Here is a 20,030-nt window from a genome sequence, read left to right on the forward strand (position 1 = left end):
CCGTCGGGTTTGTGCAACGGGGTGGGGGATGCTGTCCTCAAAGGGGGCACCCTGTGGCTGCTGTGAACATCACCGTCGTTGGGATTGGTGCTTCGTCCGGGGGGCTTGAGGCCTGCCAGAAGCTCATGGACGCGCTGCCGCCGGACAACGGCATGGCCTTCATCCTGGTGCAGCATCTCGACCCCACGCATGACAGCATGATGGTGGAATTGCTGGCCGGCCACACCACGATGGCGGTGCGGCAGGCCGCCGACGGCATGGCTGTCGAGCGTGATCATGTCTACGTCATTCCGCCGGGCACCTACCTCTCGGTTGGCGACGGCGCCCTCCATCTTTCCCCGCCGCAAGCCCCCCACGGCGCCCGCCTGCCATTCGACTTCCTGCTGCACAGTCTGGCGGACGTCTACGGCCCGCGCGCCGTGGGCGTGGTCCTGTCCGGCACCGGGGCCGACGGCAGCCTGGGGATGAAGGCCATACGGGAGAAATGCGGCCTGGTCATCGCCCAGGACCCGACGGAGGCCGGCTTTGATGGCATGCCGCGCAGTGCCATCCGGACGGGTGTCGTCGATCTGGTCCTACCCGTGGCGGCGATACCGGACGCGCTGATCACCTATGACCGGCGCATGCTGTTGGTCCAGGCGCCCGATCCGGCGGCCCCGGCGGATTGGCTGCCGGAAGTCATCGCCCTGCTGCGGTCCCGCACCGCCTTCGATTTCACGCGCTACAAGGAGGGGACCCTGCGCCGGCGGACGGAGCGGCGCATGGCCATGGTGGCGGCCGGGGCGGACGGCATGGAAAGCTACCTGGATATCCTGCGCGCCGACCCGGGGGAGCTTGACCTTCTGGCCCGGGACCTCCTGATCAACGTCACCCAGTTCTTCCGCGACCCGGCGGTCTTCGACTATCTGGCGGAAAAGGTCGTGCCCGGCATGGTTGAAAGCCATCCGCCCGATCAACCCCTGCGCATCTGGATCGCCGGTTGCAGCACGGGCGAGGAAACCTATTCCCTGACCATGATCTTCCTGGAGGGGATCGTGGCGGCGAAGCGTGCGGTGAAGTTGCAGGTGTTCGCCTCCGACGTCGATCCCGACGCCGTGGCCACCGCCCGCAACGGCGTTTACCCGGAAACGATCGCCAACGACGTGTCCCCGGCGCGGCTGGCCCGTTTCTTCACCAAGGAGGACCAGGGCTATCGGGTGTCGTCCGACATGCGCGCGGTGGTGGTGTTCACGGTTCAGGACCTGCTGGCCGACCCGCCCTTCTCCCGCCTGGACCTGATCTCCTGCCGCAATCTCATGATCTATCTGCAGCCGGAGGCGCAGGCCAAGGTCATTTCCATCTTCCATTTCGCCCTGCGCGACGGCGGCGTCCTGCTGCTGGGCAGTGCTGAGACGGTCGGCGACACCGGCGGCCGCTTCACCGTCATTTCGAAGGCGGAGCGGCTGTACCGCCATGTCGGCGGGATGCGGCCCGGCGATTTCAACCTGCCGGTCCTGGCTGGTGACGGCATACGGCCCTTGGTCCGGGTGGGGCAGGGGGGCGCCCCCCCGCGGCAGGCCGTTCTGGCGGATCTGACCCGGCGGCTGGTGGCGGAGGGCTACGCGCCGGCGGCGGTATTGGTCAATCGCCGCTATGAATGCCTGTATTCCCTGGGGCCGACGGACCGCTATCTGCGCGTCGCGCCCGGATATCCGTCCCATGACCTGCTGACCCTGGTGCGCCCGGGTGTCCGTACCGCGCTGCGTTCGGCGCTGGAGCGGGCCAGCCAGGAGAATACGCCCGCCGTCGTCTCCTCCGGCCGGATGTGGGACCAAGAGGACGGGCTTTCTTTCAGCATCGATGTGCAGCGGGTTCGCCATGATGGCGAGGACCTGCTCCTCGTTTGTTTCATCGATGCGCAGAAGTCCCCCGTGGCCCGCGACCATCCGGCCCCGCGGCTCAACCCGCCCAACGCGACCGATCTGGAACGGGAGCTTGAGATCACGCGCATGGCGCTGCAGGACGCCATCCGCAACCTGGAGATATCCAGCGAGGAACAGCGGGCCATCAATGAGGAGGCGCTGTCGGTCAATGAGGAATACCAGTCCACCAATGAGGAACTGCTGACCTCCAAGGAGGAATTGCAGTCGCTCAATGAGGAACTGACGGCCCTCAACAGCCAGCTCCAGGAAACGTTGGAGCGCCAGCGCACCACCTCCGACGACTTGCAGAACGTGCTGTACAGCACCGATATCGCCACGCTTTTCCTGGACACGGAGTTGAAGATTCGCTTCTTCACCCCCGCCACCCGGGCGCTGTTCAGCATCATCCCCGGCGATGTCGGCCGCCCGCTGGCCGATTTGCGCGCGTTGGCGGCCGATGGCAGCCTGCTGACCGACGCGCAGGCCGTCCTGCGCGACTTGACCGCGGCGGAAAAGGAGATCGAGGCACCGGGCGGCCTGTGGTTCGTGCGGCGTATCCTGCCCTATCGCACCCACGGCCACGGGGTGGAGGGCGTCGTCGTGACCTTCACCGACATCACGGAGCGCAAGCGCACGGCCCAGGCTTTGGAAGACGCCAAGCGCGAGGCGGAGCAGGCGACGGCCGCCAAGTCGAGCTTTCTGGCGGCCGCCAGCCACGACCTGCGCCAGCCGTTGCAGACCTTGGCCCTGTTGCAGGGGATTTTGGCCAAGGCCGTGGACGGCCCAAAAGCCCAGGCCCTGGTGGCGCGGCTGGATGAGACGCTGGGCGCCATGGCGGGGATGCTGAACGCCCTGCTGGACATCAACCAGATCGAGGCCGGCGTCGTCAGCGCCGATGTCGCCGACTTCCCGGTCAACGACCTGTTCGACCGGTTGCGGGATGAATTCACCTATCATGCGCAGGCACAAGGGCTGCAGTTCCGCCTGGTCCCCTGCAGCGTGCCGATCCGCAGCGACCCACGTCTGCTGGAACAGATGCTCCGCAACCTTCTGTCCAACGCGCTGAAATACACCAAGCAGGGCCGCGTGCTGATGGGCTGCCGGCGCTATGCCGATCATCTGAGCATAGAGGTGTGGGACACCGGCATCGGCATCCCGGAGGTGGCCCTGAAGGCCATCTTCGAGGAATACCACCAGTTGGACAACACGGCCCGCGTGCGCAGCCGGGGCTTGGGTCTGGGCTTGTCCATCGTCCAGCGCCTGGGCGCCCTGCTGGGTCATCGCGTCAACGTCCGATCCTGGACCGGCCGGGGCTCCGTCTTCGCCATCGAGATCCAGCCGCCGCCGCACGGGCCCATTCCCGTGGCGGCGATCGCTGGCCGGCACCGCGATCCGGCCAAGGATGCCCACCGCACCGGCATCCTGCTGGTGGTGGAGGATGATCCGGAGGTGCGGAGCGTGCTGTGCACGCTGCTCAAGGATGATGGACACCACATCGTGTCGGCCGCCGATGGCGCCGAGGCCGTGGACCTGATGACCCGGGGCGGTGTGCGACCCGATCTGATGCTGGCCGACTATGACCTGCCGGGCGACCTGGATGGCCTGCAGACGGCGACCCGGGTGCGTGAGAAGCTCGGGACCCCGCTTCCCGTGATGATCCTGACCGGCGACATCTCGACCCGAACCCTGCGCGCCATCGCTGATCACGATTGCCTGCACCTGAACAAGCCGATGAAGGCCCGGGAATTGCTGTCGGCCGTCCAGGGGGTGCTGACGCGCATGCCCCCCCCGCCGGCGCTGTCCGCCGACCCGGAGGACGCCCCGGAGGACGCCCAGGATGACGCCCCTGGGGGGCCCGTCATCTTCATCGTCGATGATGACGCCCATGTCCGCGACAGCCTGCGTGAGGTGCTGGAGGCGGACGGGCGGATCGTTCGCGATTACGCCTCGTGCGAGGTTTTCCTGGAGGCCTATCGCCCGGGGGGCGAGGCCTGCCTGCTGGTCGACGCCGCCTTGCCGGGGATGAAGGGCTTGGACCTGTTGCGGCATCTGAAGCAGGCCGGTCATGCCCTGCCGGCGATCATGATCACCGGCAATGGCGATGTTCCCCTGGCCGTGGACGCCATGAAGGCGGGTGTTTCGGACTTCATCGAAAAGCCGGCCAGCCCGGGGGAGCTGCTGATCAGCGTGGACCATGCCCTGGAACGGGCGCGGGACGGGGGAAAGCTGCTGGCCTGGCACACCAGCGCCGCCGGCCATATGGCGGAACTCACCGATCGCCAGCGGCAGATCATGGACATGGTCCTGGCGGGCCATCCCAGCAAGAACATCGCAGCCGACCTCGGCATCAGCCAGCGCACGGTGGAAAATCACCGGGCCGCGATCATGAAGCGGACCGGGGCCAAATCGCTGCCGGCCCTGGCCCGCCTGGCCCTGGCGGCCGCCTGGACGGCCGAGGACTAAGCAGATTTTCCGAGCCCGCCCATGTGGGGGCGGAGTTCGGAAAATCTGCTGAACCGCTGAACCATAGAGTCGGCCGGCTTCCGAGACCGTCCCGTCCCGCGCGGCGGCGTCCTGGTCCCATCCTACCGTAGGTAATTTCCGATTCTACCGCCGGGCGGTGGCGGGCCTTATCCTTCACCATCATCCCAGGGTTTCGTTCCAGCGCTGGTCGTGGAACTGGGGCAGGCGGGTGGGGCCGGGGCACGCGATGCCCGTTTGTCCCCTCCGGCTGTCCAGGCTGTGCCCCAACACCATCAAGGGGCCGCCCGGGTGGTCAACCCGGCGCCATCCCTTCAGGAGTTCGTGTCATGAGCCTCGGTACCATTCTGCTGATCGTCCTGGTGTTGCTGCTGATCGGGGCCTTGCCGCGATGGTCGCACAGCGCTTCCTGGGGGTATTACCCCAGCGGGGGCCTGGGCCTGGTGGTCATCATCGTCCTGGTCCTTTTGCTCGTGGGCCGCATCTAGGGCGCGGAGCGGATTTTCTTGAACGGGAGGCCCCTGTCATGAACTTGGGCATCATCCTGCTGGTTCTCCTGGCGGCCTTCCTTGTCCACGCCGTGCCCCTGCGGCCGTTCACCGCCGCGAACTGGGCATACCATCCCAGTGGCGGGTTGAGCGGCGGCCTGGGCGTCATCCTGGTGCTGAGCGTGGCCCTGCTGGTCATGGCCAACCTGTGAAGATCGCGACCGCGAAAGCCGCCGCCGAACGCCGAGGATATGAGACCATTGACCACTGACGACCATGCCGTCCCGTCCGACCGCGCCACGCTGCGCCAGGCCACCCGGGCTTATGAGGGGACCAGCCTTTGGCGCAGCCTGGGACAGTTGGCGACCTCCGTTCCCCCGTTCCTGGCGCTGTGCGCGCTGATGTACGCCAGCCTCGACCGATCCTATCTGCTGACCTTGGCCCTGGCGGTTCCGGCGGCGGGCTTTTTTGTGCGCGTGTTCATCATCCAGCACGACTGCGGGCACGGCTCGTTCTTCCGGTCGCGCTGGGCCAACCGGGTGGTGGGCATGCTGTGCAGCCTGATCACCCTGACCCCCTACCTGATGTGGCGGCGCCAGCATGCCGGGCATCATAGCCACTGGAACAACCTGGACCGCCGCTTTTCCGGCAGCGACATCTATTCCGGCTGCCTGACGCTGGCGGAATTCCAGCGCCTGTCCCCCCTGCGGCGGCGGGTGCAGCGGATATTGCAGCATCCCCTGGTCGCCTGGGGCGTTCTGCCACCGCTGATCTTCCTGGTGCTGTACCGCCTGCCGTTCGATACGCCGCCCGACTGGCGCCGGGAGCGGCGCGCGGTGCATCTGACCAATCTGGCGCTGCTGCTGCTGTACGGCGGGCTGGGGATGGCGCTGGGCTTCACGGCCGTGGCCCTGGTCCAGGGCCCGATCCTCGTCATCGCCGCCACCGCCGGCGTCTGGCTGTTTTCGATCCAGCACCGCTTTGAACAGGCGCTATGGGCGCGGCAGGGGGCATGGGATCCCGTGTCCGCGGCCTTGCGGGGCAGTTCCCACCTGACCCTGCCCCGCCTTCTGCAATGGTTCACCGGCAATATCGGTTTCCACCATGTCCACCACCTCAATTCCCGCATCCCGAACTATCGCCTGGAGGCCTGCCACGACGCCATCCCGGCGCTGGGGACGGCCCATGTCCTGACGCCGTGGCAAGGCCTGCGGGCCTGGCGGGCGGCGCTGTGGGACGAGGCGGGCGGCCGCATGGTGCCCTTCCCCAAGCGCACCGCGCCGGATCGGCGCTGACGGGTTGGCGCTGAGGAGCCGGATCAGGTGCGCCGATGGCGGGTGAGCCACCACAGGACCAGCAGCCCGTTGGTCGCCGACAGGATCGAGGCCCCCAGGATGCCCAGCTTGGCGGAGTTGAGCAGGTCGGGGCCAAACGCCAGCTCGGCGATCAGCAGCGCCATGGTGAAGCCGATGCCGGTCAATAGGCTGCCGGCCGCCAGTATGGCCCAGGAAAGGTCCGGTGGCCGGATGGCGAGGCGCGCCGCCACGGCCAGGGCGCTGAACACGGTGACACCCAGCGGCTTGCCCACGACGAACCCCACCAGGATCGCCAGGGTCATGGTGCCGCTGACCCGGTCGGGAAAGATGGGAAGGCCGGCGTTCGCCAGGGCGAACAGCGGCATGATGGCGAAGGCGACCCAGGGATGAAGCAACATTTCCAGGCGTTCGATGGGCGATTGGGCTTCACGCGTGGCGACGACGGCCCGCTGCAGGTCCTGCGTGCTGGTGCCGTCACCGGTGTCGTGGTCGCCGGGCGGCCGCGCCGTGATCCGTTTCAGGATGGCGTGCAATCGGCGGTCGCTGACCCAGCTGCGCGCCGGCGTCATGAGGCCCAGCGCCACCCCCGTCAGGGTGGGATGGATGCCGGACGCGTCCACCGCCAGCCAGACCCCCACTCCCAGGGCGCAATAGACCGGGATGCCGCGGATCCCCAGCCAGGCGATCATCGAAACCGCCGCCAGGCCCAGTCCCGCCAGTCCCAAGGCCAGCCAGTTCACGGTCTCGCCATAGCCGATGGCCACCACCAGGATGGCGCCGATGTCGTCGAAAATGGCGAGCGACAGCAGGAACAGCCGCAAGGTCAGGGGGATGCGGCTTCCCAGAAGGGCCAGGCAGCCGATCATCAGGGCGGTGTCGGTCGCCATGACGGTCCCCCAGCCCTGCGCCCCGGTGGCGCCATGCTCAAGGGCCAGGAACAGGCCCGCCGGGACCACCATGCCACCCAGGGCCCCGGCCAGGGACAGCGTGGCCAGCCGTGGGCTGCTCAAGTCCCCCAGCACCATCTCGCGCTTCAATTCCAAGGCGCCGGTGAAGAAGAACAAGGTCATCAGGCCGTCGTTGATCCATTGTTTCACCGTCCGGCCATAGTCGATGTCCCCCAGGCGAATGCCGACATGCAGTTGCCACACCGCCATGAAGCGGGCCCCCGCCGTGGTGTTGGACAGGATCAAGGCCAGCGCCGCGCAGAACAGCAGGGCGCCGCCGGCCAGGGCCTCGATGCGCAGGAAGCGCATGAAGGGTTTGGTCACCCGGTCCGCCGGTTCCGTCGGCAACCGTTCCAGCGAATTGTTAGGCAGGCTGTGCTCCTTTCCTTGGGACTCGCCGGGGCTGATCGGGGGGCTGGCGACGGGACGCTATTCCGCCTCGGCCAATCTCACCAAGGCTGGCCGGTCGATAAGATCGATGTCCGCCGCCGCCCGCCGCGCGATCAGTCCCAGGCCATGCAACTTGGTCAAGGTGCGGCTGATGGTCTCCGTGGTCAGGCCCAGGTGATCGGCGATGTCGCCGCGCGACATGGGCAGGTGGACATTGATTTCCGATCCCGATCGCACCGCCATCTCCAGCAGGAACGCCGCGACCCGTTCATCCGCCGTCTTGCGGCCCAGCAGCATGACTTGCCGTTGCGCCTTGGCCAGCCGCCGCGTCATGTCGGCCAGCAGGGTGTGCATCAGGTGCTTCTTGCCCACCGGGAAGCCGTCGAGCAAGGCGCGGGGATAGGGCGCTACCGTCGTGTCGATCACCGCCTCGGCGGAATTGGCATGGCGGTCGGCACCGCCAAATCCGAAGAAATCGCCCACCATGTGGAACTCGCTGATATGGCGGCGGCCGTCCAGGAGGATGCGCGAGCTGCGCAGGGTGCCATTCAGCACATGGTAGAAAAAGCCAGCCGGGTCGCCTTCTTGGAACAGGGCTTGGCCGCGTCCGATGATGATGGGTATCGGTCGGCCGCCCTGGGCCGACACCTCCCGGGCCATCGCGTCGGACCTCTCCGGGGCGCCGACGTTGGCGGGGCGTATCCACGCTTTGCTGGCCACCGCCGCGTTGTGCGAGGTCACGATGTCTGTCGACATGGGGGCGCACCTTTCATCCTTTGGGGGCCGCGACCGCCGCGTGGCCCATATCCGCATCGCTGGGAAGGGATGGGGCCCCTGGATGCGTACGCGGGGGCCGTGGAGGGGCGTGCGCCCACACCGTTCCCCAACAGTGCCGCATCAACGGTTCGGCGGGCAATCCAACCGCCCCCGTCCTTTCTTGACCCCGATCAAGAACCGGGTGGATTTCCGGGTGTGTGGGGCACCGGCCCTTCTTTCCCGCGATACCTCGGCCCCCGATACCTCGGCCCCCGGTGCCCAGGCCCCCGGTGCCCAGGCCCTGGAACGCGGGGGGCGGGATGATGACAGTCACCCAGGCCCCGTTGAAACGACGGCCCCGGCCGGAAGGGGGGCGACCACCACCACCCGTTTGGCCGGGCGGCGGCTCCGCCTCTCCCTCCAGGCCGGGATGGCGCTGGCTGGCCCAGGTGGCGCTGGTGGTGCGCTTCGAAAAGGGCGAGGAACTCTACGGTGACGACAGCCGGGCCGATGCGATGTTCGCCATCATCACCGGCATGGTGAAAATCCACAAAGTCCTGCCCGACGGGAAAAGGCCCATCCTCGCCTTTCTGTTCGCCGGGGACCTGCTGGGGGTCACCGACCAGACGACCCACGCCGTCGCCGCTTCGGCGGGGAGTGCGGTCACCGCTTATCGATATCCAAGCGTCCTCCTGGAAAGGTCGCTTCATCAGGACGCCTTCCTGGAATTCAATCTGCTGATCCGGCAGACCCTGTGCCGGGAGGTGCGCGAGGCGCGCGAGCATGCCCTGATCCTGAGGCGCCTGGACGCCGCCGGCCGGCTGGCGGGCTTCCTGTCGCGCCTGCTGGCGCGGGCCCAAGGAATGGGGGAGGGTGATTGGGACCTGTATCTGCCCATGGACCGATCGGATATCGCCGCCTATATCGGCACGTCGCCGGAAGCGGTCAGCCGGGCCTTCCGCCGGCTGGCGGACGATGGTGTCGTGCGGTTTCGCGACAGGCGGCACGTCCGGATCACCAACCCGGATGGGCTGGCCGCCCTGGCGGCTGGCAAGACGCCCCGTTAAGGGATTTCCGATGCTGCCCTTTTCACCGGCCGTCGACTATCCTGCCGTCCGGCGATCTCTTCTCGGAATCACGTGGACGCTTCCCTGGGTAGGGGAAGCCATTTGGGGGCGTTTGGAAACATGATCGTAAGCCTTGACGACGCGCGTGGGGCTCTGACATGACGGCTGAAGGCGGGGCGGCGCCGGAATCCGCCGCCGTCCAGACGCCGCCGGTGGAAGCGGGGTGGGGCGGAATTCTGGGGCCCGGCCTGATCACCGGCGCCTCGGATGACGATCCCAGCGGCATCGCGACCTATTCGCAGGTGGGCGCTCAATTCGGCTATGGCCTGGCCTGGACCTTGTTGTTCAGCTATCCCTTGATGGCGGGGATTCAGGAAATCAGCGCGCGCGTCGGCCGGGTCACCGGCTTCGGCATCGCCGGCAATCTGCGGCGCCATTACCCCGGCTGGCTGTCGGGCGGGCTGGTGGCCATTTTGCTGGTGGCCAACGTCATCAATCTGGGGGCGGATCTGGGGGCCATGGGGGCGGCCCTCAAGCTCCTCATCGGCGGTCCCGCCCTGGCCTATGTCTGCCTGTTCGGTGTGGTCTCGGTGGTGGTGGAGGTGTTCACCCGCTATGCCACCTATGTCGCCATCCTGAAATGGCTGTGCCTGTCCCTGTTCAGCTACGTCATCTGCGCCTTTGTCGTCGACGTGCCGTGGGCCGAGGTCGGATGGGCCGTCATCTGGCCGCCGCTGTCGGCGCAGCCCAGCTACATCATGGCTGTGGTCGCCGTCCTGGGCACCACCATCAGCCCCTATCTGTTCTTCTGGCAGGCGGAGCAGGAGGTGGAGGGGGAAAAGGAAAGGGCGGGGGCCCGGCCCCTGATCCGGGCGCCGGAACAGGCGCGGGCCGCGTTCGCCCGTATCCGCGCCGACACCTATCTGGGCATGGCGCTGTCCAACATCATCGCGTTTTTCATCGTCGTGACGACGGCGGCCACGTTGCACGCCCACGGCCAGACGGACATTCAGACCTCATCCGAGGCGGCCGAGGCGCTGCGCGCCGTCGCCGGGCGCTTCACTTTCGCCGTGTTCGCCACGGGCATCATCGGGACGGGCCTGCTGACCCTGCCGGCCCTTTCCGGGTCGGCGGCCTATGCGGTGGGCGAACTGTTCTCCTGGCATGTCGGCCTCGCCCGGCTATGGTCCCGCGCCAAGGCGTTCTATGCCGTGGTCGCCGCCGCGACGGCGGTGGGCGTCGGCCTGAATTTCACCGCCATAGACCCGGTCAAGGCCTTGTACTGGAGCGCGGTGTTGAATGGGGTGGTCGCTGTGCCGGTGATGGTGGCCATCATGAATCTGTCCATGCGCGCCGACATCATGGGCCGCTTCACCTTGCCCCGTCCTCTCCAGGTGCTGGGGTGGGCCGCGACCGTGGTCATGGCAGTCACCGTGGCCGCCATGATGGCGGCCTGGCTTTTCCGGTTCTGACCCCCGACAGCCGGCGGGCGCTTATCCGGCGGCGTCCACCGGGACCACCCGCGCCTTATCGTCGTCCAGCGCGTTGGCCAGGTCCTGGGGATCGACCGGCACGGTCTGGCGCACGCCGCTGGCGGTCGCCAGCGCGGGAAGATGCAGCAAGGTGGCGGCACGGCGAAACGCCAGGAAGGAGAGGGCGTCGATGCTCTCCTCCTCCACGGACACCTGATAGGTTCCCGCGGGCTGTAACTCGTCAAGGGGCGCCAGCCGGAAGGCGTGGCGGAAGGTGACGGTGGTTTCCGTCGTCCGGGTCGCCATGGCCGACCGCCTAACCCTTCTTCTTGGTGGCGGTCGCGGGCTCCAGGATGCCTTTGATGGTCGCCGGGGGCGCGCTGGCGGCCGGCGACTTGACCATCTTCGGCTTACGGACTTCCCGATTGCCGTGTTTCCGATCCTTGCTCATATCAAAATCTCCTGATTTAAAAACAAAGCCAACGCCTTACAGGGTTGCGCCTGTGTATGTTCGGAAGGTGGAGGTCACGCCAAATAAATTTGGTGCGACCTAGCTAGTCCACTCTGCTCGTGTATTAATATTTAATCAAATCGTATATTTATTTTATTATTGGGCGCCGAAATAAAATGAAAATTATCGGGGAAGGAACGGCCAACGTCGGCGTGAAAATAGTCACTCGTCGAGCCTGGGCGGCGCTTTGGCATCGCTGCCGGGCGGTGACGATACGGGGGCATGGCTGTGGGCGGCGGAATAACCATTGCGTGGGAGTGGGCGTGCGCCCATGCTCCCGGGGCATACCGGCGGGGGATTGTCTTCCGTGACGGTGATCGGCATCCCGGCGGGAGAGTGCTTGGTGGAAATTCGCGTCGGCTGCCTGATGACCTATGAATTGGCGCAGGTCACGCCCATGATCCTGATGCTGACCGTCCACGCCTCACGGGTGGCGGATCTCACGCAACCGGACACGGTGGTGACGACGCCCGCAGTGCCCGTCACCGGATATCACGACGCCTTCGGCAACTGGTGCACGCGGCTGGTGGCGCCGGCCGGCCGGTTCACCATCCAGACCATGGGTATCATCCGCGACAGCGGCCAATGGGAAACGCCCGATCCCAGCGCGCGCGAAGTCGCCATTCCGGACCTGACCCCGGAAACGCTGGTGTTTCTCCTGGGCAGCCGCTACTGCGAAACCGATCGTTTGTCGGAGATCGCCTGGAAGCTGTTCGGGCAGGTGCCGCCGGGTTGGGCGCGGGTGCAGGCCATTTGCGACTATGTGCATGGCCACATCACCTTCGGCTATGAACATTCCCGGGCCACGCGCACGGCGGCCGAGGCCTTTGAGGAAAGGCGCGGCGTCTGCCGCGACTACGCGCATCTGGCGCTGACCTTCTGCCGTTGCCTGAACATCCCCGCGCGCTACTGCACCGGGTACATCAGCGATATCGGTCTGCCGCAGCCCCACGCCCCCCAGGACTTCGCCGCCTGGATCGAGGTGTTTCTGGACGGCCCGTCCGGGGGCCGCTGGCACGTTTTCGACCCGCGCAACAATGATCCGCGCATCGGCCGGATTTTGATCGCCCGGGGCCGCGACGCCGCGGACGTGCCGCTGTCGCTGACCTTCGGTCAACACACCCTCGCGGGCTTCCAGGTGACGGTCGAAGAGGTCGCGGCGTCCGCCGCCGCGCCGGTCTGACCCCCGGGGCGGCCGATCCGCCAAGGCTGGTGGAACGGCGTATCCTCCCTTAATCTCCTCCCTGCGCAAATTGCTGGACGGAGACTGTGCATGCACCCGACCCTCACCGCCTTGGCGGATGTCCCCGTACTCAATTCGGTGGACCAGAAGACCCAGGCCGTCCTGGTGAGCCTCAACGCGCTTGTGCCGTGGGTCGTGACCAACGGGGTCAACCTGCTGGCGGCGGTTCTGATCCTGCTGGCGGGATTGTGGCTCTCGGGCAAGGTTGGCGGGATGGTCGCGACGCTGCTGGCGCGCACCCCCCAGTTCGATGCCATGCTGCGCGGCTTCTTCAGCAGTCTCGCCCGCTATGCGGTGTTGACGCTCACCGTGTTGGCCGTGCTTGCCCAGTTCGGTATTCAGACGGCCAGCCTGGTCGCGGTCATCGGTGCCGCCGGCCTCGCGATCGGCCTGGCTCTTCAGGGCACGCTGTCCAGTCTCGCGGCCGGGGTCATGTTGCTGATCTTCCGGCCCTTCAAGATCGGCGACAAGGTGCAGGTCGGCGGCGTGACAGGTACCGTGCGCGACCTCTCGCTGTTCTGGACGGAACTCATCTCCGACGACCAAATTCAGATCATCATCCCCAACAACGGCGTTTGGGGGCAGGCGCTGCGTAACATGAGCATCCACGCGGCACCGCCCCATGCCGGTGAACTGCGCTTCCGCATTCCGGAAACCAGCGATCTTGATGGCGTGGCCGAGGCGGTGCGGCGGCTCGCGATGGCCGATCAGCGCATCCTCGCCATCCCGGCGCCGACCGTACTGTTTGATCGGACCGGTGACCAGCGGGCCCTTGACGTCGTTGTCGGGTTCGCCACCGCTGATGACGTCGTCCCGGCCGTGAAAAGCGACCTTATTCGCGCCTTGCACCGGGCGGGGCTGCCCACGGGCGCGCCGACCGACTGACCGGGAAGGCCGCTAGGTCGCGGCCGTCTCCTCCCCGATATGGACCGCAAGCCAAACGGTCGGCTGATCCGGATCGGTGAACGTCACGCGGTGGCTGACGTTCGCCGCGATGAACAGATGATCCCCGGGCCGGAGCGTGGTCTCCCGCCCGCCCATGTCCACTTTGGCCGCGCCGGCCAGGAGAAGCACCCATTCGTCATGTCCCTGGCGATAGGGACGGTCGATCGGTGTCGTCTGCCCGTGGGAGACGATGCGCTCGATCCGGCAGCCCGGACGGCAAAGGATATCCGTGAAGCGCTCCTCCTCCACGGCTGGGGGCAACGCTTCCAGTAGATTGCCAAGTGGCGGGACAGCAGCGGCCATGGGAAACGACACCATCAGCTTGTTCTGGTGGGCATTCTCCCCTCGTGGGGCGGGGATCGCAACCCGTTCCGTCGACACCTGTTCCGTCGTCAGGCGCCCGGCCGTCTGACGGATTCGGCCGCCGCCTTGTCGAACCGGGAGAGCAGGCACCTCAGGCCGGCAGGCCACATCATTCCGGACACGCATAGTATTTATGAATGGATAGTGAAATCATTACAATTTGACGTATCAAAGCCGGTAATTGATTTTTTCAACACCGATGGTTCGTTAACCGATGCCAGATTGAACGGTTTGGACGCGGCTTTCGGTGTCCAGGGGGCGGCGCCGTCATTCAGGCCCGCCATGGCCCCTTGGGTGGTCAGGCAAGCTACGCAGTGGGGAGATCATGAAAAAATCAACGTCCCGGTCGTTCAATCCGGGCAAAGGCCAGCAAGTGGGTGCTGGCGCGCGGGCCCTGTGGGCCGGAGCCGGTGTCGGCGCCCTGCTGCTCGGCATGGCGGCCTCGCCGGCCATCGCGGATGAAGCCCCGGCCGATGCCAGCGGCCTGCAGGAAATCGTGGTGACCGCCACCCGGCGCCCGGAGCGGCTGGACCAGGTGCCGATCGCCGTCTCCGTCCTCAGCGGCGACGTGGCGGAACGCCGTATCCTGAACGACATCCAGGACATCAGCACCGCCGTGCCCGCGCTCAATTTCCGGACCGGCGCGTCGAACAAGGACCGCAACATCTTCGTCCGCGGTATCGGCACGATTACCACATCGCCAGGTGTGGAACCCTCGGTCTCCACCGTCGTGGACGGGGTGGTGCTGGCCCGGCCGGGGCAGGCGACCCTGGATCTGCTGGACATTGACCATGTGGAGGTGTTGCGTGGTCCGCAGGGCACGCTGTTCGGCAAGAACGCCACGGCGGGTGTGATCAACATCGTGTCCAAGGACCCCACCGAAGAGGCCCACGGCTATGTCGACGCGGCCTATTTGAGCGGCGGCGATGAATACCGGGTGAAGGCTGGCGTTTCCGGCGCCCTGGTCCCGGGCAAACTGACCGGCCTGATCTCCGCCATGACCAGCGGCTATGACGGCAACGTCACCAACAAGGCCACGGGCGACACCGTCAACGGCTATACCCACAGCGGCGCCCGCACCAAGTTGCGCTTCACGCCCAATGACGATGTCACCGTGACGGTCGCGGCCGACTATCTGTTCTCCCGCGACAGCGTGCCCACCGGCGTCTTCGCCGGGACGACGCAGACGGCCTATCCGACCAACGCCGTCACCAACAGCGCGCCCTTGGCGGCAAGCCTCGCGGCGGCCGGGATCCACCCCTCGGCCTACAACACCGAGGTCAGCGCCAACACCAACAGCGGGACCAAGGACAATAACGGCGGCATCGCGGCCACCGTGGACTGGAACCTGAACGGCTACACGCTGACCTCCGTCACCGCCTACCGCAAATGGCAGAACATCCAGTCCCAGGATTATGATCAGCTGTCGGTGCTGTCGACCGGCCTGCCCAACGTCGTGGACAATGGGTATCTGCTGTTCAGCCAGACGTCGGAGGAACTGCGCCTGGCCTCGCCCAAGGGCGGTCTGATCGACTACGTCACCGGCGTCTATTACATGCACGCCGTCGACACCGAGGTTTACCAGCGCGCGGTGACCCAGGTGTCGGGTGGTGGCACCCTGTCGAACAACGGCACCTCGCGTTTTGGCACCACCGGCGACAACTATGCCGCCTTTGGTGAGGCCAACATCAACATCACGCCGGATTTCCGCGGCATCGCCGGCGTCCGGGTCGTGCATGACGACCTGGACTATCATTTCCAGCGCGTGGCCTCCTCCGCCACGGCGGTCACCGGCATCCAGCCATCCTATGCCAGCAACGGGTCTACCGGTACCACCGACTACGCGGATCGCCTGGGGCTGCAGTGGGACGTGGACAGGGATGTCTCGACGTATTTCACCTATTCGCGCGGCTACATGGGCCCGGCCTACAACGTCTTCTTCAACATGACCTCCACGGCGGCCCTGGCGCTGAAGCCGGAAACCTCCGACAGCTATGAGGTGGGCGTGAAGGCCAAGCTGCTGGGTGGGCGCCTGCAGGCCAACCTGGCCGGCTACATCACCAATTTCGACAACTACCAGGCCAATTTCTCCGACACCGTGGCGGGGGCCATCGTCACCCGCCTGATCAACGCCGGCCAGGTGTCGACCAAGGGTGTTGAGGCCGATTTCACCTACCGGCCTATCGACAACCTGACCCTGACCCAGTCCCTGGCCTGGACGCAGGCGCGGGTGGATCATTTCCAATGCCCGGCGGGGGCGGCCAGCAGCTGCGACATTGACGGCCAGCCCTTGCCCTTCGCGCCGGACTGGAAGCTGGACAGCGCGGCTAGCTATACCGTGCCGCTGTCCTCTGGTCTCAAGCTGGTGTTGGACACCGACTACCGGTGGCAGAGCAAGGTGCAGTACCAGCTGACACAGACACCGGACACCATCCAGGGCGCCTATGGCATCTGGAACGCGGGGGTGACGCTGGCCAGCGAGGATCAGGGCTGGCGGGTCACCGGTCTGGTGAAGAACCTCCTCGATACCCACTATTCCTCCTATCTCGCGCGTGGCAACCTCGCCGGCGTGGTGCGCTGGGTGCCGCGCGACGGCAGCCGGTACTGGGGCGTGGCCTTGCATAAGGACTTCTGACCGGTGCTTCCCGGACGCCGTTGGATGCTGGCGCTCATATTGGGCGCCTGTATCCTCAACTACGCTGATCGCCAGATCATCGCCTTGGTGAAGCCCCTGCTGTCCCAGGAGCTGGGGTGGACGGACGCCGACTATGGCCGGCTGACCGCCGTCTTCCAGCTGGCGGCGGCCTGCGCCTTCCTGTTCGCCGGCCGCTTCGTCGATGTCGTGGGGGTGAAGTGGTCCAACCCCCTGGCGGTGGGCTCGTGGAGCCTGGCGGCCATGGCCCACGCTTTCGCCGTCACCTTGCCGCAGTTTCTGGCGGCCCGGGTGGCGCTGGGGGCGACGGAGGCGCTGGGCACGCCGACCGCGGTCAAGACCATCGCCGCCACCTTCGGCCCCACCGGCCGGACGGCGGCCCTGGGTTTCATGAACGCCGCCGGCAGTGTCGGGGCCATCCTGACGCCGCTGGTCATCCCCTTCCTTGCCCAGCGTGTCGGCTGGCGCGCCGTCTTCCTTATGACCGGGGGACTGGGGTTGGTCTGGGTGGCGCTCTGGCTGTTGGTCATGCGCCGGGGCGGCCTGGAGGCCGGGACGGCTTCCGCCAGTCCCATTGGCCCGCGCGCGGGCCAATGGCGGGAGGCGCTGGCCGACCGCCGCACCTGGGCCATCGCCGGCGGCAAGGTGCTGTCCGATCAGGTGTGGTGGTTCCTGCTGTACTGGGCGCCCGACCTGTTCACCCGCGTTTTCCATCTGGACATGGCCGGGGTGGCGGTGCCGCTGGCCCTCATCTACCTGGCCGCGGCCGTCGGTTCGCTGCTGGGGGGTACGGCTTACGGCTGGCTGGTCCGGCGTGGCGGCTGGGACATGAACCGGGCGCGCAAGACCATCCTGCTCGTTTGTGGGCTGTGCGTGCTGCCCGTGCCACTGGTCCTGGCGGTGGGCAATTTGGGGGCGGCGGTGGCCCTACTGGCCCTGACCCTGGCGGCGCACCAGGGCTTTTCCTCCAACCTGTTCGGCATCATCACCGACATCGTGCCGCCATCGCGCATCGGCATGGTGACCGGCCTGGGCGCCCTGTCCGGCAACCTCGCCGGCATGCTGATCCTGCAGGTGACGGGTTGGGTGCTGGCGGGGGGCGGCGGCTATCTGCCCATGCTGGCGCTGGCGTCGGTGTCCTACCTGCTGGCCCTGGGCTGGATACACCTGTTGCAGCCTGTGCTGCGGCCGGCCGCTGGAACCTATAGACCCAACGACGTGAGCCATAGGCTCACATCGTCGTAGGACGCGACCGCGTCCGCCGGAAGTTTTCGGGGAGCGAAGCGGACTGAAAACTGAGGATAAGCCAAGCGGCCGGATGGCCGCGCCTGGCGACTGAGGGCGTTTTCAGACACCAAGCAGCATTCCCTCCACCGTCGCCATGTGCTGGGCCGCCACCTCCTTCACCAGATGGCGGAACCGGGCCACAAGGGCGGGGGTGGGGCCGATGGCCGTGGGTTCCAGCAGGGTGAAGTTGGAGGCCACGCGGGGATGGAAGCGCCGAATCTGAACGCCCACCTGGGCGAACAGGGGGGCGGAGAAGGGTTCCGCGATGGTGATGCCCAGGCCGGCCGCGACATAGCAATAGGCGGGGAAGGAATGCTGGGTCTCGATCAGGCGGTCGACCACCACGCCTTCGGTCATCAGCATGCGGTCGATGTCGTCCCACAGGGCGTCCGCCTCGTGCATGGGGCCGATGAACCGCTCCCCCGCCAGGTCGCCGGCCTCGATGACGGCCTTGGCGCCCAGGCGATGGCCCGGCGGCAAGACGCAGACATACTCGGCTTGCACCAGGGTGCTGGTGCGCAATCCCTGGCGGGACGGCGCCTCCACGCCCAGGCCCAGGTCCGCCTGGCCCAGGAACACCCTGTCCTCCACCCCCCGTTGCCCCTGCGATTCCACCGTCACCTTAACGTCCGGATATTGGGCGTGAAAGCGGGCCATCGTGGCCGGCAGGATGCCGCCGGCCAGGGCCGCCAGGGCGGCGACGCGGATGGTGCCCACGGGGTGGGCGCGGATGCGCCGCGCCGCCTGCTTCAGCAACTCCACGCCCGTGAAGCTCTGACGGACCGCCTCATAGAAGCTGTTGGCCTGTTCGGTGGGAACCAGCCGCCGGCCGCGCCGCTCGAACAGGGCGAACCCCACCGACCGCTCCAGATCGGAGATCAGGCGGCTGACGGACGGCTGGCTGATGTTCAGCATGGAGGCGGCGGCGGTGATGCCGCCGCTGACCATCACGGCGCGAAAGGCTTCGATTTGGCGTATCTGCATGCATCCATAGTATTCTGGGATGATTTGGGAAATCAATTCGATTGGAATGAATGGATCGGCGGTGGCACCGTACATTCGATGGATTTCACGATCCCCTTGTGGGGTAAGTGGCGCAACGATCAGAGGGAATTGAGCGGTGTCCGAGACGACCCTGCCGGCGACATGCGATGTCGCCTGGTTTTCCGCCCTGTGCGATGACGATTACGAATTTCTGGGCGTGCCCGACAGCCGCCTGCAATCATCGTTCGAGCATTGCCGCGACATCGTCTTGTCGGCGGAAAGCGGCGGGTACGACACCATCCTGCTGCCCTCCGGCTACGCCCTGGGCATCGACACCATCGCCTTCGCCGGCGCCATCGCGCCGCTGACCCGGCGCATCCGCCTGCTGACCGCCATCCGGTGTGGTGAGCTATGGCCGCCGCAGGCAGCGCGCCAGCTGGCGACGCTGGACCGCCTGGCGGGCGGGCGCCTGGCCATCAACATCATCTCCAGCGACCTGCCGGGCGAGACGCTGGAGTCCGGCCGGCGCTATCGCCGCGCGACCGAGGTGATGGCCATCCTACGCGCCTTGCTGAACGGCCAGTCCATCGACCACGCCGGGGAGTTCTATCGCCTGACGCTGGACCCGCCGCGTATCGGCACGGTCAGCGGCAAGGCGCCGCCCTTCTTCTTCGGCGGCCTGTCGGAGGATGCGCGCGAGGCGGCGGCGGAGGGGGCCGACGTCTACCTGATGTGGCCGGACACCATGGACGGGGTGGCGTCGGTCATCCGTGACATGAAGGCGCGGGCGGCGGCGCGTGGCCGGACCCTGCGCTTCGGCTACCGCGCCCACGTGGTGGTGCGCGAGACGGAGACGGCGGCCCGCGCCGCGGCTGACCGCCTGCTGTCGCGCCTGGATGCGGACACGGGCGCCACCATCCGCCAGAAGTCGCTGGACCATGCCTCCGTGGGCGTGCGCCAGCAGGCGCAGTTGCGCGAGGCGGCGGCCGGCGACGGCTATGTCGAGGACAATTTGTGGACGGGCATCGGCCGGGCGCGGTCCGGCTGCGGTGCCGCCATCGTCGGGGATCCGGACCAGGTGCTGGCCAAGCTGCGGGCCTATCAGGCGCTGGGCATCGAGGCCTTCATCCTGTCCGGATATCCGCACATGGCGGAGGGCGACCTGTTCGCCCGCCACGTCCTGCCCCACCTGCCGCACGCGCCGCTGGCGCTGGGCTGACGTTCTC

Annotated in this window: 17 protein-coding genes; 11 read left to right on the forward strand and 6 right to left on the reverse strand. The window is 67.0% G+C overall.

Features of this window, described 5'->3' with window-relative positions; all coding sequences use genetic code 11:
• Positions 1-53 precede the first annotated feature (53 nt).
• The 4 genes from FHS74_RS08185 (at position 54) to FHS74_RS08200 (ending at position 6,165) form a co-directional block, all read left to right on the forward strand.
• Positions 54-4,364, forward strand: coding sequence for a chemotaxis protein CheB (locus FHS74_RS08185; protein ID WP_343066884.1), 4,311 nt, complete (start codon positions 54-56; stop codon positions 4,362-4,364).
• A 347-nt stretch (positions 4,365-4,711) separates the two neighbouring features.
• The gene (locus tag FHS74_RS08190; RefSeq protein WP_184799335.1) at positions 4,712-4,870 is read left to right on the forward strand and encodes a DUF3309 family protein; all 159 of its coding nucleotides are present in this window, start codon (positions 4,712-4,714) and stop codon (positions 4,868-4,870) included.
• 38 nt (positions 4,871-4,908) lie between these two features.
• Positions 4,909-5,082 (forward strand): DUF3309 family protein, encoded by a 174-nt coding sequence (locus FHS74_RS08195; protein WP_184799337.1) that lies wholly within the window; start codon positions 4,909-4,911, stop codon positions 5,080-5,082.
• A 48-nt stretch (positions 5,083-5,130) separates the two neighbouring features.
• A complete protein-coding gene (locus FHS74_RS08200; RefSeq protein ID WP_246462996.1) occupies positions 5,131-6,165 on the forward strand; it encodes a fatty acid desaturase in 1,035 nt (344 codons plus the stop codon).
• A 23-nt stretch (positions 6,166-6,188) separates the two neighbouring features.
• On the opposite strand, the gene nhaA is transcribed toward FHS74_RS08200, so the two are convergent.
• Together nhaA and FHS74_RS08210 are read right to left on the reverse strand one after the other, a co-directional pair.
• Positions 6,189-7,457, reverse strand: coding sequence for a Na+/H+ antiporter NhaA (nhaA, locus tag FHS74_RS08205; RefSeq protein ID WP_343066885.1), 1,269 nt, complete (start codon positions 7,455-7,457; stop codon positions 6,189-6,191).
• Positions 7,458-7,562: 105 nt separating this feature from the next.
• Positions 7,563-8,279, reverse strand: a complete 717-nt coding sequence (locus tag FHS74_RS08210; RefSeq protein WP_184799341.1) for a helix-turn-helix domain-containing protein — start codon at positions 8,277-8,279, stop codon at positions 7,563-7,565.
• 320 nt (positions 8,280-8,599) lie between these two features.
• Between FHS74_RS08210 and FHS74_RS08215 the strand changes: the two genes are divergently transcribed.
• Together FHS74_RS08215 and FHS74_RS08220 are read left to right on the forward strand one after the other, a co-directional pair.
• Complete coding sequence (locus FHS74_RS08215; RefSeq protein ID WP_184799343.1) at positions 8,600-9,346, forward strand: Crp/Fnr family transcriptional regulator; 747 nt, start codon at positions 8,600-8,602, stop codon at positions 9,344-9,346.
• Between the two features lie 158 nt (positions 9,347-9,504).
• Positions 9,505-10,818, forward strand: a complete 1,314-nt coding sequence (locus FHS74_RS08220; protein ID WP_184799345.1) for an NRAMP family divalent metal transporter — start codon at positions 9,505-9,507, stop codon at positions 10,816-10,818.
• Between the two features lie 21 nt (positions 10,819-10,839).
• Here FHS74_RS08220 and FHS74_RS08225 read toward each other — a convergent pair whose 3' ends face one another.
• Together FHS74_RS08225 and FHS74_RS30920 are read right to left on the reverse strand one after the other, a co-directional pair.
• Positions 10,840-11,124 (reverse strand): hypothetical protein, encoded by a 285-nt coding sequence (locus FHS74_RS08225; RefSeq protein ID WP_184799347.1) that lies wholly within the window; start codon positions 11,122-11,124, stop codon positions 10,840-10,842.
• 10 nt (positions 11,125-11,134) lie between these two features.
• Positions 11,135-11,269: a hypothetical protein gene (locus tag FHS74_RS30920; protein WP_281384627.1), complete on the reverse strand. Its 135-nt coding sequence runs from the start codon at positions 11,267-11,269 to the stop codon at positions 11,135-11,137.
• Between the two features lie 331 nt (positions 11,270-11,600).
• On the opposite strand from FHS74_RS30920, the gene FHS74_RS08230 reads away from it, so the two are divergent.
• On the forward strand, positions 11,601-12,512 hold the full coding sequence (locus tag FHS74_RS08230) for a transglutaminase-like domain-containing protein (protein WP_343066886.1): 912 nt from the start codon (positions 11,601-11,603) through the stop codon (positions 12,510-12,512).
• A 90-nt stretch (positions 12,513-12,602) separates the two neighbouring features.
• Positions 12,603-13,457: a mechanosensitive ion channel family protein gene (locus FHS74_RS08235; protein ID WP_184799349.1), complete on the forward strand. Its 855-nt coding sequence runs from the start codon at positions 12,603-12,605 to the stop codon at positions 13,455-13,457.
• A 12-nt stretch (positions 13,458-13,469) separates the two neighbouring features.
• Here FHS74_RS08235 and FHS74_RS08240 read toward each other — a convergent pair whose 3' ends face one another.
• Positions 13,470-13,820, reverse strand: a complete 351-nt coding sequence (locus FHS74_RS08240; RefSeq protein ID WP_184799351.1) for a cupin domain-containing protein — start codon at positions 13,818-13,820, stop codon at positions 13,470-13,472.
• Between the two features lie 385 nt (positions 13,821-14,205).
• Here FHS74_RS08240 and FHS74_RS08245 point away from each other — a divergent pair, with 385 nt between their 5' ends.
• Both FHS74_RS08245 and FHS74_RS08250 read left to right on the forward strand, forming a co-directional pair.
• Complete coding sequence (locus FHS74_RS08245; RefSeq protein ID WP_184799353.1) at positions 14,206-16,515, forward strand: TonB-dependent receptor; 2,310 nt, start codon at positions 14,206-14,208, stop codon at positions 16,513-16,515.
• A gap of 24 nt (positions 16,516-16,539) precedes the next feature.
• Positions 16,540-17,778 carry an MFS transporter gene (locus FHS74_RS08250; RefSeq protein WP_184799355.1) on the forward strand — a complete coding sequence of 413 codons (1,239 nt, stop codon included), beginning with the start codon at positions 16,540-16,542 and terminating at the stop codon, positions 17,776-17,778.
• Between the two features lie 102 nt (positions 17,779-17,880).
• On the opposite strand, the gene FHS74_RS08255 is transcribed toward FHS74_RS08250, so the two are convergent.
• Entirely contained in the window at positions 17,881-18,804 is a 924-nt protein-coding gene (locus tag FHS74_RS08255) for a LysR substrate-binding domain-containing protein (RefSeq protein ID WP_184799357.1), read from the reverse strand.
• A 136-nt stretch (positions 18,805-18,940) separates the two neighbouring features.
• Here FHS74_RS08255 and FHS74_RS08260 point away from each other — a divergent pair, with 136 nt between their 5' ends.
• Positions 18,941-20,023 (forward strand): LLM class flavin-dependent oxidoreductase, encoded by a 1,083-nt coding sequence (locus FHS74_RS08260; RefSeq protein WP_343066887.1) that lies wholly within the window; start codon positions 18,941-18,943, stop codon positions 20,021-20,023.
• Positions 20,024-20,030: the final 7 nt, after the last annotated feature.

Origin of the sequence: Nitrospirillum iridis (assembly GCF_014205765.1) — a bacterium.
Taxonomy (GTDB): domain Bacteria; phylum Pseudomonadota; class Alphaproteobacteria; order Azospirillales; family Azospirillaceae; genus Nitrospirillum; species Nitrospirillum iridis.

Excerpts from the sequence above, each read along its gene's own strand:
- FHS74_RS08190 (WP_184799335.1), top strand. The coding sequence starts at position 4,712 with ATGAGCCTCGGTACCATTCTGCTGATCGTCCTGGTGTTGCTGCTGATC.
- FHS74_RS08195 (WP_184799337.1), top strand. The coding sequence starts at position 4,909 with ATGAACTTGGGCATCATCCTGCTGGTTCTCCTGGCGGCCTTCCTTGTC.
- FHS74_RS08210 (WP_184799341.1), bottom strand. The coding sequence starts at position 8,279 with ATGTCGACAGACATCGTGACCTCGCACAACGCGGCGGTGGCCAGCAAA.
- FHS74_RS08215 (WP_184799343.1), top strand. The coding sequence starts at position 8,600 with ATGATGACAGTCACCCAGGCCCCGTTGAAACGACGGCCCCGGCCGGAA.
- FHS74_RS08220 (WP_184799345.1), top strand. The coding sequence starts at position 9,505 with ATGACGGCTGAAGGCGGGGCGGCGCCGGAATCCGCCGCCGTCCAGACG.
- FHS74_RS08225 (WP_184799347.1), bottom strand. The coding sequence starts at position 11,124 with ATGGCGACCCGGACGACGGAAACCACCGTCACCTTCCGCCACGCCTTC.
- FHS74_RS30920 (WP_281384627.1), bottom strand. The coding sequence starts at position 11,269 with ATGAGCAAGGATCGGAAACACGGCAATCGGGAAGTCCGTAAGCCGAAG.
- FHS74_RS08230 (WP_343066886.1), top strand. The coding sequence starts at position 11,601 with ATGCTCCCGGGGCATACCGGCGGGGGATTGTCTTCCGTGACGGTGATC.
- FHS74_RS08235 (WP_184799349.1), top strand. The coding sequence starts at position 12,603 with ATGCACCCGACCCTCACCGCCTTGGCGGATGTCCCCGTACTCAATTCG.
- FHS74_RS08240 (WP_184799351.1), bottom strand. The coding sequence starts at position 13,820 with ATGGCCGCTGCTGTCCCGCCACTTGGCAATCTACTGGAAGCGTTGCCC.
- FHS74_RS08245 (WP_184799353.1), top strand. The coding sequence starts at position 14,206 with ATGAAAAAATCAACGTCCCGGTCGTTCAATCCGGGCAAAGGCCAGCAA.
- FHS74_RS08250 (WP_184799355.1), top strand. The coding sequence starts at position 16,540 with ATGCTGGCGCTCATATTGGGCGCCTGTATCCTCAACTACGCTGATCGC.
- FHS74_RS08255 (WP_184799357.1), bottom strand. The coding sequence starts at position 18,804 with ATGCAGATACGCCAAATCGAAGCCTTTCGCGCCGTGATGGTCAGCGGC.